Raw genomic sequence first — 13,134 nt, forward strand, 5'->3', positions numbered from 1 at the left:
TAACTAAAAATGTTTTAAGGCTAAATTATGCAAAATGCTTATTTTGTAACTTCAAGTATAGCAGGTGGAAAGTCAAGCTTTATAAAAATAGTTCAAAATTTGGGTTTTGATACTTTAAGTGCAGATGTGATAGCTCATGAGCTTTTAAATGAAAATGCAAACTCTATAACTAAGCTTTTTAATAACGATGATTTAATCATAGCAGGAAAAATAGATAGAAAAAAACTTGGTGCTATTGTATTTAATGATTTAAAAGCCAAAAAAAAGCTAGAAAATTTTTTACATCCTAAAGTCAAAGAAGTAATTTTACAAAAAGCCCAAATTATAGATAAAAAAAACAAGGCCTTTTTTATAGAATTACCTTTATTTTTTGAAAATAATCATTATCAAAATTTAGGAAAAAGTATATTGATTTATGCTCCAAAAGAACTTTTGCTTCAAAGACTTATGCAAAGAGATGATTTAGATAAAGATGAAGCTTTAAAAAGAATTCATCTACAACTTAATATAGAAGAAAAACTAAAAAAAGCAAATTTTGTAATAAAAAATGATTCTAGTTATGAAATATTTGAAAAAAATGTGCTAAAGTTCCTAAAAAATACTTTAAAGGTAATAAATGAAAATTTATAAGTACTGTGCTAGTGGAAATGATTTTGTGATATTTGCAGATAAAGAAAAAAAAGATCGCAGTGAATTAACTAGAATTCTTTGCAATCGTTATGAGGGTATAGGTGCTGATGGACTTATAGTGGTAGTGCCTCATGATAGATATGATTTTGAATGGGAATTTTATAATTGCGATGGAAGCAAGGCAAATATGTGTGGCAATGGTTCGCGTGCAGTAGCACATTTTGCTCATCATTATTTAAAAAAATCTCAATATTTAAATTTCTTAACTGGTGCAGGACTTATAAAATCTTTTGTTGATGATGATATAGTTGAAATCAAACTTAGTGGAGTAAAGGATATCAAAGAAGCTTTTGAATATAAAGGCAGAATTTGGCAAGGCTGCAATACCGGAGTTCCACATATAGTAACCTTTGTTGATGATTTAAATGAGTTTGATATAAATTTATGCAAAGAGGTACGTAAAAAATATAATGCAAATGTTAATTTTGCTAAAGTGGAAGATGATGAGTTTATAAGAGTTAGAACTTATGAGCGAGGGGTGGAAGATGAAACCTTAGCTTGTGGTACGGGCATGGGGGCTTGTTTTTACTTAGCGTATTTAAATCAAAAAGTAAAAGATGATATTTTAGTAAAGCCAAAAAGTAATGAAGATCTATATTTTAGAGTAGAAGATGAACAAATATTTTTTAAGGGAAAGGTAAAGTGTTGTTTTGAAGCTGATTATAATTTTACTTAGTAGTATTTTATTTGTGAAAGCTGAATTTATAGCAGGTTTTGATGAGCAATACTATGCTTTAAGCATAAAAGAAAAACGCGAAGTTTTCATACAAAAAATCAACGCTTTGCTAGATATTTCCTTTAAAGAGGTAGAATCAGAAAGGAAATTCATAGAGTCTTTTTTTAAAGAAGCCATAAAAAAGAATTTTAGAAATTTAAATTCTAAGGCTATGGAAAAATTATGGTCTTTAAAAGAAAAATATCGTGTTAAAAATTTATACGATCGCAAAGAATACCAAATGCGTATCCAAAAGGTACCAAAATCTTTAGCCATAGCTCAAGCTATTATAGAGAGTGCAACTGGTACAAGTCGCTTTGCTAAAGAAGCAAATAATTTATTTGGAGAATGGACTTGGGGTGAGAAAGGTTTGGTGCCAAAAGAAAGAGGCAAGGGTAAAACCCATAAAATTCGTATATTTGACACTTTGCAAGAAAGTGTAGATTCTTATATGCTTAACTTAAACCGGCATGATGCTTATAAAGAATTTAGAACTTGGCGGTGGGATACTATAAGTAAAAATGAAAAACTTGATGGTAAAGAAGCAGCAAATCATTTAGAAAAATATTCAGAAATTAAAAGTAATTACACTAAACTTATTATTTCTATTATCAATCAACATGAGCTTGATAAATTAGATTAATTTCCTAAAGCCCATTCATCAAAAGGTAAAATCATCACACGAATTCCTTCTATAAAAAATTCATCTCTTTGCGAAAGCGTGATGATGAAAATAGTTGAAAGTGGAAGCTGATTTTTGCTAAGAATTTTTTTTACTTTTAATGTTAGCAAGTCTTTATCTTTGAAAGGTGAGCATAAAAATGCATTTTTAAAGCTCGGTAAGTAAAAATCAAAATACTTAGTGTAAAAAATTTCTTGCTTGAATTTAAACAGCTCACTTAAAACCAAATTTTCAAATAAAGCACTAAAATCCTTTTGCACACTAAGAGAATTTTTCAAGGAAAAATCCCAAAAATACACTTTTTTTAGATTTTTTTCATAATTTTTTACAAAATACAAAGTATAGTTTGCTTCTAAATTTTCTATATTTTTATATAAAGTATCTTTAGAAATTTTGATGGTTTTTTTTAAAGTTTTAAATAATTCATTAACGCTAAATTCATTTCCTAACTCTAGGGAAATTTGTTTGAGTATATTAAGCTCTAAGGGGCTATAAAAGCTTTTTAGATAAGATGAGCCGGTGTTTAAATTGTGATTTAAGATAATATTACGACCAGTATGTAAAAAATAACTCATCATAGTTTTAGTATCTATGTATTTTTTATTTAAGCTTAAAAATTCTTCAAAATCTAAATAATCAAGATGAATTTCTTCAAAATGATCTAAATGTAAATTCGAATTATATGTACTTAGTATGATTTGTAAATTTAAATGTTTTAAACTATTAAAATCAAATTTATGATTAAAATTACAAAGTATTAGAAATTTAATTTGTAGATTGTAAGTTAGAAAAGAATTTAAATAAGTTAAATCATTAACGTTAAATCTTAAATCATCACAATCTATAAAAAGTATATTTTCACTTTTATATAAAGATAAAAAATTTAAAATAAAATTTTTTTTACCACTTGCAAAACCACCTTTTATAATGATGTTTTTATGAGTTTGAATTTGAAGTTTTCTTTCATCAAATTTTTGAATTTTTGGGTAATTATCATAAAAAAATTGTAGAGTTTTCATATTGTTCTTTAATTGTGGTGGAGCATAGCGGGTTCGAACCGCTGACCCCAACGCTGCCAGCGTTGTGCTCTCCCAGCTGAGCTAATGCCCCTTGATTTTTTGTAATAATACTATATTTTTTCTTAGACTTTCTTAATGAAATAAAATAATTAAAATTCTATAAAAACCAATTTTTATCCTTATAATAAGGAAAATAATTTAAAAAAATATATAAATTTCTTGACATAGTAAAAACTCTTTTTATATAATCTCGAAATCATTTTATATGGTAGTTAGATTTTATGTGTCTAACAAGTTCTTTACAAAGGAAAAAATATGGAAAGAATTAGGCTTAAGCTAAAAGCTTATGACCATAGAGTTCTAGATCGCACAGTTGCAGCAATTGTAGAAGCTGTTAAAAGAACAGGTGCTGACATTAGAGGTCCAGTGCCAATGCCTACAAAAATAAAAAGATATACAGTTTTGAAATCTCCACATATCAATAAAGATTCACGTGAGCAATTTGAGATGAGAATTCATGCTCGTATGCTTGATATAGTAGCAGCTACTCCAGATACAGTAGATTCACTTACTAAGCTTGACTTGGCTCCAGAGGTCAATGTTGAAGTAAGAGCTATGGGTAAATAAGGATAGAATATGGAATACATTGTAGAAAAAATTGGTATGAGTAGAACAATCAGTACACCAAGCATTCCTGTAACCTTACTTAAACTTGTTCAAACTAAAGTATGTGAAGTAGAAAATGGAAAAGCTTTGGTTGCTTATGTAAAAGGTAAAGCAAATAATAAATGCGTTGCTGGTCAGCAAAAAAAATACAATCTTTCAGCTGAATATAATAGATTTGCTTCTTTAGAAGTAGCAAATACACAAGCAGGTGATATTGATCTTAATCCTTTAAAAGAAGCTTCAGTTTTAAAAGTAAGCTTTAATTCTAAAGGTAGAGGTTATAGTGGGGTTGTTAAAAGACATGGATTTGCCGGAGGTCCTGCAAGTCATGGTTCAAGATTCCACAGACGTCACGGATCTATAGGTAACCGCGAATGGCCAGGTCGTGTTCAACCAGGTATGAAAATGGCAGGTCATTATGGTAATGTAAAAGTTACTGTTAAAAATGAAGTAGTTTCATTTGATGAAGAAAATGGCATCTTAGTAGTAAAAGGTGCAGTACCAGGGTTTAATGGTGCTATGGGTAAAATAAGGATTGCAAAATGAGTAAAGTAACTGTTTTAAATGATAAATTTGAAAAAGCTAGTGAACTCGATCTTCCAGCAAAATATGCAGAAGTTAATCCTCACAACCTTTATTTATATGTAAAATCTTATCTTGCTAGCCTTAGAGCAAACACAGCTCATACTAAAGGTAGAAGTGATGTAAGCGGTGGTGGTAAAAAACCATGGAGACAAAAAGGTCGTGGTGGTGCAAGAGCAGGTTCAACAAGAACGAATGTTTGGGTTGGTGGTGCTGTGGCATTTGGTCCTACAAACAATCGTAACTATTTTCAAAAAGTTAATAAAAAACAAAAACGCTTAGCGCTTGAAAGAGCATTGGCTGATAAAGCACAAAACAATGCGTTATTCTCAGTAGATAGTTTAAGCATTGAAAGCGGTAAAACAAAAGATGCAAATGCAGTTATTAAAAAGCTTGGTTTAAAAGATGCTTTAATTGTAAAAGATTTACTAGATGAAAAAACACTTCTTGCTTTTAGAAACTTAGCAAATTGCTATGTAGTTGATATTAGCGAAGTAAATGCTTATTTAGTATCTGTATTTAATGCTGTTATCATTGAAAAAGCAGCGCTTGAATCTATCGTAAAAGAGGGTTAAAATGGCAGATATTACTGATATAAAAACAATACTTTACACTGAAAAAAGCTTAAACCTTCAAGAGCAAGGTGTTGTAGTTATTCAAACTTCTCCAAAAATGACTAAAAATGGTCTAAAAGAAGTATTAAGAGAATATTTTGGTGTAACTCCAGTAAGAATTAATTCTTTAAAAATGGATGGAAAAGTAAAGCGTTTTAGAGGTCGTGAAGGTCAAAGAAATAGCTTTAAAAAATTCTATGTTAAGCTACCAGAAGGTGTGAGCTTAGAAAGTTCGGAGGCATAAGATGGCAATTAAAACTTATAAACCATATACTCCAAGTAGAAGATATATCACAGGTGTAAGCTCTGATGATATTACAGCAAAAGCTAGTGTGCGTTCATTACTTGTAAAACTTCCAGCTCATGCAGGTCGTAACAATAATGGTAGAATCACAAGTCGCCACAAAGAAGCAGGTGCTAAAAAACTTTACAGAATTATAGATTTTAAAAGAAGAAAATTTGGTATTGAAGGTAAAGTTGAAGCAATCGAATACGATCCATACAGAAATTGTCGTATCGCATTAATCTCTTATAGAGATGGTGAAAAAAGATATATTTTACAACCAAAAGGTTTAAGTGTTGGTGATGTTATTTGTGCTGCTGAAAGCGGACTTGATATAAAGCCAGGTAATGCAATGAAACTAAAAAATATCCCAGTGGGTACTATCGTTCATAATATTGAGTTAAAACCAGGTAAAGGCGGTCAAATGATCCGTTCAGCTGGTGCTTATGCTCAATTAATGGGTAAAGAAGAAAAATATGTTATCTTAAGACTTGCTAGTGGTGAAATGAGACAAGTTTTAGCTGAATGTATGGCAAGTATCGGTGAAGTTGGTAACGAAGAATGGTCTAATGTAACTATAGGTAAAGCAGGAAGAAATCGCCACAGAGGTATTCGCCCTCAAACAAGAGGTTCTGCAATGAACCCAGTTGATCACCCACACGGCGGTGGTGAAGGTAAGAAAAATTCAGGTCGTCACCCAGTTACTCCATGGGGTAAACCAACTAAAGGTGCTAAAACTCGCCGTAAAAAAGCTAGCGATAAGCTAATAATTTCAAGAAGAAAAGGAAAGTAAGATGGCTAGGTCACTAAAAAAAGGTCCTTTTGTTGATGACCATGTAATGAAAAAAGTCATCGCTGCTAAAAAAGCTAACGATGGTAAGCCAATTAAAACTTGGTCAAGACGCAGCACTATTATACCTGATATGATAGGTTTAACTTTTAATGTTCATAATGGAAAAAGCTTTATCCCAGTATATGTTACTGAAAATCATATAGGTTATAAATTAGGTGAATTTGCGCCTACTAGAACATTTAAGGGTCATAAAGGCTCTGTTCAGAAAAAAATAGGTAAGTAAGGGAGATTTATGAGTAGAGCATTAATTAAATTCATAAGATTATCTCCAACTAAAGCGAGATTGATTGCTAGAGAAGTTCAAGGTATGAATGCAGAACTTGCATTAGCTAGTTTAAAATTTATGCCAAATAAAGGTGCTAAATTTATAGCAAATGCTATTTCAAGTGCTGTAGCAAATGGTGGATTTGAAGCAAATGAAGTTGTTGTTTCAAGTTGCCGTGTTGATGCTGGTGCGGTTTTAAAAAGATTTAGACCAAGAGCTAGAGGAAGTGCTAGTCGTATTAGAAAGCCGACTTCACACATTTTGGTAGAAGTTAGTAAAATAGAAGCAAGTGCTGAAAAAACTACAAAAGCTAAAAAAGCATCAGTGAAAAAGGAAAGCTAATATGGGACAAAAAGTAAATCCGATTGGTTTAAGACTAGGAATTAATAGAAACTGGGAATCAAGATGGTTTCCTACAAAAGCTAATTTAGCAGAAAATATTGGTGAAGATTATAAAATCAGAACTTTCTTAAAAAGAAAGCTTTATTATGCGGGAATTAGCCAAATTCTTGTAGAAAGAACAGCTAAAAAACTTCGCGTTACTGTTGTAGCTGCAAGACCGGGAATTATTATTGGTAAAAAAGGTAGTGATGTTGATGTTTTAAGGAAAGAACTTCAAGATTTAATCAAAAAAGAAGTTAATATCAATATCAAAGAAGAAAGGAAAGCAGGAGCTTCAGCTCAACTTGCAGCTGAAAGTGTTGCTACTCAACTTGAAAAAAGAATTGCTTTTAGAAGAGCAATGAAAAAAGTAATTCAAGGAGCGCAAAAAGCAGGTGCTAAAGGCATTAAAGTTTCAGTTTCAGGTCGTTTAGGTGGTGCTGAAATGGCAAGAACAGAATGGTATCTAGAAGGTCGTGTTCCACTTCATACTTTAAGAGCAAAAATTGATTATGGTTTTGCAGAAGCACATACAACTTATGGAAATATAGGTATTAAAGTATGGATTTTTAAAGGTGAAGTTTTACAAAAAGGTGTTCAACCTGAAAAAACCGAAGAAAACGCTCCGGCTAAAAAAACTAGAAGAGCAAGAAGAGGTAAATAATCATGTTAATGCCAAAAAGAACAAAATATCGTAAAATGATGAAAGGGCGTAATAGAGGTTATGCCAATAGAGGAACTGAATTTACTTTTGGTGAATTTGCTTTAAAAGCAACTGAAGCTGGTCGTATAAATTCACGTCAAATCGAAGCAGCTCGTATTGCTTTAACTCGTTTTGTAAAAAGACAAGGTAAAACTTGGATTAGAGTTTTCCCTGATAAACCTTTAACTAAAAAACCTTTAGAAACTCGTATGGGTAAAGGTAAAGGTGCAGTTGAAGAATGGGTAATGAACATTAAACCAGGCCGTATTATTTATGAAATGGCAGGGGTTAATGAAGAGATGGCAAGACAAGCTTTAACTTTAGCTATGCATAAATTGCCATTTAAAACTAAGTTTGTTACAAGAGAGAGCCAAAATGAAATATACTGAGATTAAAGATAAAACAGCAGGTGAGCTTGCAACAATGCTAAAAGAAAAAAAGGTGCTTTTATTTACTTTAAGACAAAAGCTAAAAACAATGCAGCTAACTAATCCTAAAGAAATAAGCGAAGTTAAAAAAGACATCGCTAGAATCAATACTGCAATTAGTGCTTTAAAATAAGGATAGAAAATGGCATTTAAAAGAGAAATTCAAGGCGTTGTTGTTCAAATTGCTGGAGATAAAACAGCAACAATTTTGGTTGAAAGAAAAGTGGTTCATCCAAAATACAGAAAAATCGTAAAACGCTTTAAAAAATATTTAATTCATGATGAAAGAAATGAACTTAAAGTGGGAAATACTGTAGTTGCTATTGAATGTAGACCACTTTCTAAGAGAAAATCATTTCGCTTAAAAACTATAGTATCAGCAGGAGTTGAGTAATGATTCAAAGTTTTACTAGGCTTGCAGTTGCTGATAATAGCGGTGCAAAAGAATTAATGTGTATTAAGGTTTTAGGTGGTAGTAAAAGAAGATATGCTACTGTTGGTGATGTAATTGTTGCATCTGTAAAAAAAGCTCTACCAAATGGTAAAGTTAAAAAAGGTCAAGTAGTAAAAGCGGTTATCGTTAGAACTAAAAAAGAAATTCATAGAGATAATGGCTCTTTAATTCGTTTTGATGAAAATGCAGCAGTTATTCTTGATGCTAAAAGAGAGCCTATCGGAACGCGTATTTTTGGACCAGTAGGTCGTGAAGTAAGATATGGTGGCTTTATGAAAATTGTTTCACTAGCACCGGAGGTGTTGTAATGAAATTAAAAATTAAAAAGAATGATATGGTAAAAGTTATCGCAGGCGATGACAAAGGCAAAACAGGAAAAGTTTTAGCAGTGCTTCCTAAAACAAATAAAGTGATTGTTGAGGGTTGTAAAATTGCTAAAAAAGCTGTTAAGCCAAGTGATAAAAATCCAAACGGTGGTTTTATCAATAAAGAAATGCCAATGGATATTTCAAATGTAACAAAAGCAGGAGAATAAGATGATGAGATTAAAAGAAAAATACACTCAAAATATCAAACCTGCTTTAGTAAAAGAATTTGATATCAAAAATCCTATGCTTATTCCTTTTATTGAAAAAATTGTTATAAGTGTAGGTGCTGGGGAATTAGCAAAAGATCAAAAAGTATTACAAAATGTTGCAGATACTATTTCTTTAATAGCTGGACAAAAAGCAGTTATAACAAAAGCTAAAAAATCAGTTGCTGGTTTTAAAGTTAGAGAAGGCTTTCCAGTTGGAGTTATGGTAACGTTAAGAAAAGATAACATGTACGCTTTTCTTGATAAACTTATAACTATAGCTTTACCGAGGGTTAAAGACTTTAGAGGTCTTTCAAAAGATGGTTTTGATGGAAGAGGAAATTATAATTTTGGTTTAGATGAGCAGTTGATGTTCCCAGAAGTAGAGTATGATAAAATTTTAAGAACACATGGTATGAACATTTCTATTGTGACAACAGCAAAATCAGATAAAGAGGCACAAAAATTATTAGAATTATTTGGCGTGCCATTTGCAAAAGGAAAGTAATATGGCTAAAAAATCAATGATTGCAAAAGCTGCCCGCAAACCTAAATTTAGTGTTAGAGGGTATACTAGATGCCAAATTTGTGGAAGACCACATTCAGTTTATAGAGATTTTGGGATTTGTAGAGTTTGCCTTAGAAAAATGGCAAATGAAGGTTTAATTCCTGGTCTTAAAAAAGCAAGTTGGTAAGAGGAAAGAACCATGATAAATGATTTAATTTCAGATTCACTAACAAGAATTAGGAATGCAGGAATGAGAAGGCTAGAAACTACTCAACTTTTGCATTCTAAAGTTATCGAAGCCTTGCTTGGAATTTTCCAAACTAAAGGCTATATTGAAAGCTTTAATGTTATTGAAGAGGATAAAAAGAAATTCATCAATGTAGTTTTAAAATATGATGAAAAAGGTAAAAGCGTGATTAACGAAGTTAAGCGCATTTCTAAGCCTGGTCGTCGTGTTTATAAAGGTAAAGATGAAATCAAAAGATTTAAAAACGGTTATGGTACTATTGTAGTAAGCACTTCAAAAGGTGTTTTGGCTAACGATGAAGCTTATAAAGCAGGTGTTGGTGGCGAAGTTTTATGTACTATTTGGTAAGAGTTTCTACTTTTTATGGTATTCGGTATCCATTCTTATAAAGTAGTCATATCGTAGACAAGTAAAAAGGAAAATGAATGTCTCGTATAGGTAAACAACCAGTTGCTATTCCAAATGGAGTAGAAGTAAAATTAGAAGGTAACTTGCTAAAATTTAAAAAAGGAAATTTAGCAAAAGAGCTTGATACAAAAGCAAATGTTAATGTTGAGATTAAAGAAGGACAAATTCTTTTTTCTCCTAAAGGTGAAGATAGACAAAGTAGAGCTTACTGGGGAACATACAGAGCTTTAGCGCAAAATATTGTTGTTGGTTTAACTGAAGGATTTAGTAAAACTTTAGAAATCAATGGTGTTGGTTATAAAGCTGCATTAAAGGGTAAAGTTCTTGAACTTGCTTTAGGTTTTTCTCATCCTATCAACTATGCTATTCCAGAGGGTATAGAAATTACTGTTGATAAAAATAATATTATCATTAAAGGAAGTGATAAACAAGTTGTAGGCCAAGTTGCTGCTCAAATTCGCGAATTTAGACCGCCTGAACCTTATAAAGGAAAAGGTGTTAAATATTCTACAGAGCGTATTATCCGCAAAGCTGGTAAAACATCTAAGAAATAAGGATAGGATATGAGAGCAAATGTATTAAAAAGAAAAATATCTTTAAGGGTTAAAAGAAAAAAAAGAATTAGAGCAAAAATTTCAGGAACACAAGCTCTTCCAAGAGTTTCTGTTTTTAAATCAAATAGAACTTTATATATCCAAGCTATTGATGATGTTAAAGCAGTAACTCTAGTAGCGGTTGATGGTAGAAAAATTGGTGTAAAAGCAAATAAAGAAGGTGCTAAAAAAATAGCAATTGAATTTGCGAAAAACTTAAAAGCTAAAAATATAGAAGAAGCAGTGTTTGATAGAAATGGTTATTTATACCATGGAGTGATTGCAACTTTAGCACAAGCACTTAGAGAAAACGGAATCAAACTATAACCCAAAAGGAAGATCGATGGAAAAATATAATAGAGAAGAATTTGAAGAAGTAATCGTCGATATCGGCAGGGTTACTAAGGTTGTAAAAGGTGGTAGAAGATTTAGATTTACTGCTTTAGTTATTGTTGGAAATAAAAAAGGCTTAGTTGGCGTAGGATATGGTAAAGCTAAAGAGGTTCCAGATGCTATAAGAAAAGCAGTGGATGATGCTTTTAAAAATATTGTTGAAGTTAAAACAAAAGGTTCTACCATTCCTCATGATGTAGAAGTTAAATATAATGCAAGTAGAATTTTACTTAAGCCAGCAAGTGAAGGTACAGGAGTTATTGCAGGTGGTTCAACACGTCCTATAGTAGAGCTTGCAGGTATTAAAGACATTTTAACTAAGTCTTTAGGTTCAAATAATTCAGCAAATGTTGTGCGTGCTACTATTAAAGCACTTACAATGCTTAAAGGATAATCAATGAATTTAACAAAGGCACTAGGTTCAACACATAAAACCAAAAGAATAGGTCGTGGTCAAGGTAGCGGTATGGGCAAAACTTCAACTAAAGGTGGGAAAGGCCAAACTGCTAGAAAAGGTTATAATGAAAAAAGAGGTTTTGAAGGGGGTCAACAACCACTTCAAAGAAGATTACCAAAAGTAGGTTTTACTTCTAAATTTGAAAAACCTTATGTGATCAATGTTGAAAAAATCACAGCTATTAAAGAGCTTAGTGAGATTACATTTGAAACTATCAATAGTGTTCATAAACTTTCAAAAAATATAAACAAAATTAAGCTCATTGGAGCAAGTGCTAAAAATCTTGCTAGTAAAATTAAAGATGAGAAGATTACTTTTAGCGGACAAAAATAATGAATAAAACATTGACAAATAAAATTCTCATAACATTAGCTTTTTTATTTGCTTATAGAATATTAGCTTATGTTCCAGTTCCGGGGGTTAATGTCAGTGTTATCAAGGAATTTTTTGATTCTAATGCATCTAATGCATTAGGCTTGTTTAACATGTTTAGTGGAGGTGCTGCTGAAAGACTTAGCATCATCTCTCTAGGCATTATGCCTTATATTACCGCTTCGATTATTATGGAACTTTTAGCGGCAACTTTTCCCAACATAGGGAAAATGAAAAAAGAGCGTGATGGTATGCAAAAATATATGCAAATCATTCGTTATGCTACTATAGTAATTACTTTAATACAAAGTATAGGTGTTTCTATAGGACTACAAAGTCTTCATGGAAAAGCAGGGCAATCTGCTATTATGATTGACATGAATATTTTTATTGCACTTTCTGCTGTTTCTATGCTTGCAGGTACTATGCTTTTAATGTGGATTGGTGAGCAAATCACTCAACGTGGTATAGGAAACGGTATTTCATTAATCATTTTTGGTGGTATTGTTTCTACAATTCCAAGTGCAATAAGCGGAACGGTAAATTTGGTAAATACAGGTGAAATGAATTTCTTGACTATCATTGCCATTTTAGTTGTAATTTTAATTACTATTTGGGCTATTATAATAGTAGAGCTTGGAGAAAGAAGAATTCCTATTTCTTATTCAAGAAAAGTAATTATGCAAAATCAAAATAAGCGTATTATGAATTATATTCCAATAAAAATCAATTTAAGTGGTGTAATTCCTCCTATTTTTGCAAGTGCAATTTTGATGTTTCCAAGTACTATTTTACAAACAAGCACCAACGAGTATGTTTTAAAAATTTATGATTTTTTAAATCCAAATGGATTCATCTTTCATTTTTTAACTTTCTTGCTCGTTATTTTCTTTGCATATTTTTATGCGTCAATTGTGTTTAATTCAAAAGATATAGCTGAAAATCTTAAAAGACAAGGTGGCTTCATACCAGGTATTAGACCAGGCGAAGGAACTGCAAATTATCTTAATGAAGTAGCATCAAGACTTACACTTTCAGGATCTGTTTATTTAGGACTTGTAGCTACATTGCCATGGCTTATTGTAAAATTATTTGGTGTGCCATTTTATTTTGGTGGAACTTCTGTTTTGATTGTAGTGCAAGTCGCACTTGATACAATGAGAAAAATAGAAGCTCAAGTTTATATGAATAAATACCAGACTTTAAGTGCAGTAGGCTTATAAGAAAGTAGTTTTTCTACTTTCTTA

25 protein-coding genes and 1 tRNA gene are annotated in these 13,134 nt (G+C 31.5%); 24 read left to right on the forward strand and 2 right to left on the reverse strand.

The window, feature by feature from the left end:
• Positions 1-27: 27 nt before the first annotated feature.
• Genes coaE through CAQ16704_RS00275 form a run of 3 tightly spaced genes read left to right on the forward strand, consistent with a single transcriptional unit; the run spans position 28 to position 2,048 of the window.
• The gene (gene coaE / locus CAQ16704_RS00265) at positions 28-630 is read left to right on the forward strand and encodes a dephospho-CoA kinase (RefSeq protein WP_039666374.1); all 603 of its coding nucleotides are present in this window, start codon (positions 28-30) and stop codon (positions 628-630) included.
• A complete protein-coding gene (dapF, locus tag CAQ16704_RS00270) occupies positions 617-1,366 on the forward strand; it encodes a diaminopimelate epimerase (protein ID WP_039666375.1) in 750 nt (249 codons plus the stop codon). The genes coaE and dapF overlap by 14 nt, the downstream gene beginning before the upstream one ends.
• Complete coding sequence (locus tag CAQ16704_RS00275; RefSeq protein WP_039666376.1) at positions 1,341-2,048, forward strand: glucosaminidase domain-containing protein; 708 nt, start codon at positions 1,341-1,343, stop codon at positions 2,046-2,048. The genes dapF and CAQ16704_RS00275 overlap by 26 nt, the downstream gene beginning before the upstream one ends.
• Here CAQ16704_RS00275 and CAQ16704_RS08060 read toward each other — a convergent pair.
• Both CAQ16704_RS08060 and CAQ16704_RS00285 read right to left on the reverse strand, forming a co-directional pair.
• Positions 2,045-3,106, reverse strand: a complete 1,062-nt coding sequence (locus CAQ16704_RS08060) for an ATP-binding protein (RefSeq protein WP_039667657.1) — start codon at positions 3,104-3,106, stop codon at positions 2,045-2,047. The genes CAQ16704_RS00275 and CAQ16704_RS08060 overlap by 4 nt on opposite strands.
• A gap of 15 nt (positions 3,107-3,121) precedes the next feature.
• Positions 3,122-3,197, reverse strand: a tRNA-Ala gene (locus tag CAQ16704_RS00285).
• A gap of 224 nt (positions 3,198-3,421) precedes the next feature.
• Here CAQ16704_RS00285 and rpsJ point away from each other — a divergent pair.
• From rpsJ to secY, 21 genes are all read left to right on the forward strand, one after another.
• Entirely contained in the window at positions 3,422-3,733 is a 312-nt protein-coding gene (gene rpsJ, locus CAQ16704_RS00290; RefSeq protein ID WP_012660810.1) for a 30S ribosomal protein S10, read from the forward strand.
• Between the two features lie 9 nt (positions 3,734-3,742).
• Entirely contained in the window at positions 3,743-4,318 is a 576-nt protein-coding gene (rplC, locus tag CAQ16704_RS00295) for a 50S ribosomal protein L3 (protein ID WP_039666377.1), read from the forward strand.
• The gene (gene rplD / locus CAQ16704_RS00300; RefSeq protein WP_039617137.1) at positions 4,315-4,929 is read left to right on the forward strand and encodes a 50S ribosomal protein L4; all 615 of its coding nucleotides are present in this window, start codon (positions 4,315-4,317) and stop codon (positions 4,927-4,929) included. The genes rplC and rplD overlap by 4 nt, the downstream gene beginning before the upstream one ends.
• A gap of 1 nt (position 4,930) precedes the next feature.
• Positions 4,931-5,212 carry a 50S ribosomal protein L23 gene (locus tag CAQ16704_RS00305; protein WP_039617139.1) on the forward strand — a complete coding sequence of 94 codons (282 nt, stop codon included), beginning with the start codon at positions 4,931-4,933 and terminating at the stop codon, positions 5,210-5,212.
• Position 5,213: 1 nt separating this feature from the next.
• The gene (gene rplB / locus CAQ16704_RS00310; protein ID WP_039666378.1) at positions 5,214-6,044 is read left to right on the forward strand and encodes a 50S ribosomal protein L2; all 831 of its coding nucleotides are present in this window, start codon (positions 5,214-5,216) and stop codon (positions 6,042-6,044) included.
• Between the two features lies 1 nt (position 6,045).
• A complete protein-coding gene (rpsS, locus tag CAQ16704_RS00315) occupies positions 6,046-6,327 on the forward strand; it encodes a 30S ribosomal protein S19 (protein WP_039617142.1) in 282 nt (93 codons plus the stop codon).
• A 9-nt stretch (positions 6,328-6,336) separates the two neighbouring features.
• Positions 6,337-6,711 carry a 50S ribosomal protein L22 gene (rplV, locus tag CAQ16704_RS00320; RefSeq protein WP_039666379.1) on the forward strand — a complete coding sequence of 125 codons (375 nt, stop codon included), beginning with the start codon at positions 6,337-6,339 and terminating at the stop codon, positions 6,709-6,711.
• Between the two features lies 1 nt (position 6,712).
• The gene (gene rpsC, locus CAQ16704_RS00325; protein ID WP_039666380.1) at positions 6,713-7,414 is read left to right on the forward strand and encodes a 30S ribosomal protein S3; all 702 of its coding nucleotides are present in this window, start codon (positions 6,713-6,715) and stop codon (positions 7,412-7,414) included.
• A 2-nt stretch (positions 7,415-7,416) separates the two neighbouring features.
• Entirely contained in the window at positions 7,417-7,842 is a 426-nt protein-coding gene (gene rplP / locus CAQ16704_RS00330) for a 50S ribosomal protein L16 (protein WP_039666381.1), read from the forward strand.
• Positions 7,829-8,014, forward strand: coding sequence for a 50S ribosomal protein L29 (rpmC, locus tag CAQ16704_RS00335; RefSeq protein WP_012660819.1), 186 nt, complete (start codon positions 7,829-7,831; stop codon positions 8,012-8,014). The genes rplP and rpmC overlap by 14 nt, the downstream gene beginning before the upstream one ends.
• A 9-nt stretch (positions 8,015-8,023) precedes the next feature.
• Positions 8,024-8,275: a 30S ribosomal protein S17 gene (rpsQ, locus tag CAQ16704_RS00340; protein ID WP_039617148.1), complete on the forward strand. Its 252-nt coding sequence runs from the start codon at positions 8,024-8,026 to the stop codon at positions 8,273-8,275.
• Positions 8,275-8,643, forward strand: coding sequence for a 50S ribosomal protein L14 (gene rplN / locus CAQ16704_RS00345; RefSeq protein WP_012660821.1), 369 nt, complete (start codon positions 8,275-8,277; stop codon positions 8,641-8,643). The genes rpsQ and rplN overlap by 1 nt, the downstream gene beginning before the upstream one ends.
• Positions 8,643-8,870 carry a 50S ribosomal protein L24 gene (gene rplX, locus CAQ16704_RS00350; protein ID WP_039666382.1) on the forward strand — a complete coding sequence of 76 codons (228 nt, stop codon included), beginning with the start codon at positions 8,643-8,645 and terminating at the stop codon, positions 8,868-8,870. The genes rplN and rplX overlap by 1 nt, the downstream gene beginning before the upstream one ends.
• A gap of 1 nt (position 8,871) precedes the next feature.
• Positions 8,872-9,417 carry a 50S ribosomal protein L5 gene (gene rplE / locus CAQ16704_RS00355; RefSeq protein ID WP_039666383.1) on the forward strand — a complete coding sequence of 182 codons (546 nt, stop codon included), beginning with the start codon at positions 8,872-8,874 and terminating at the stop codon, positions 9,415-9,417.
• A 1-nt stretch (position 9,418) separates the two neighbouring features.
• Entirely contained in the window at positions 9,419-9,604 is a 186-nt protein-coding gene (locus CAQ16704_RS00360) for a type Z 30S ribosomal protein S14 (protein ID WP_012660824.1), read from the forward strand.
• Positions 9,605-9,616: 12 nt separating this feature from the next.
• Positions 9,617-10,012 (forward strand): 30S ribosomal protein S8, encoded by a 396-nt coding sequence (rpsH, locus tag CAQ16704_RS00365; RefSeq protein WP_039666384.1) that lies wholly within the window; start codon positions 9,617-9,619, stop codon positions 10,010-10,012.
• 77 nt (positions 10,013-10,089) lie between these two features.
• Positions 10,090-10,626, forward strand: coding sequence for a 50S ribosomal protein L6 (rplF, locus tag CAQ16704_RS00370; RefSeq protein WP_039666385.1), 537 nt, complete (start codon positions 10,090-10,092; stop codon positions 10,624-10,626).
• Positions 10,627-10,635: 9 nt separating this feature from the next.
• Complete coding sequence (gene rplR / locus CAQ16704_RS00375; RefSeq protein ID WP_039666386.1) at positions 10,636-10,992, forward strand: 50S ribosomal protein L18; 357 nt, start codon at positions 10,636-10,638, stop codon at positions 10,990-10,992.
• A 16-nt stretch (positions 10,993-11,008) separates the two neighbouring features.
• Positions 11,009-11,452: a 30S ribosomal protein S5 gene (gene rpsE / locus CAQ16704_RS00380; protein WP_039666387.1), complete on the forward strand. Its 444-nt coding sequence runs from the start codon at positions 11,009-11,011 to the stop codon at positions 11,450-11,452.
• Between the two features lie 3 nt (positions 11,453-11,455).
• Positions 11,456-11,848, forward strand: a complete 393-nt coding sequence (rplO, locus tag CAQ16704_RS00385; RefSeq protein WP_039666388.1) for a 50S ribosomal protein L15 — start codon at positions 11,456-11,458, stop codon at positions 11,846-11,848.
• The gene (secY, locus tag CAQ16704_RS00390; protein WP_039666389.1) at positions 11,848-13,110 is read left to right on the forward strand and encodes a preprotein translocase subunit SecY; all 1,263 of its coding nucleotides are present in this window, start codon (positions 11,848-11,850) and stop codon (positions 13,108-13,110) included. Before rplO ends, secY begins: the two co-directional genes overlap by 1 nt.
• Positions 13,111-13,134: the final 24 nt, after the last annotated feature.

Origin of the sequence: Campylobacter sp. RM16704 (genome assembly GCF_000816245.1) — a bacterium.
GTDB lineage: Bacteria > Campylobacterota > Campylobacteria > Campylobacterales > Campylobacteraceae > Campylobacter_D.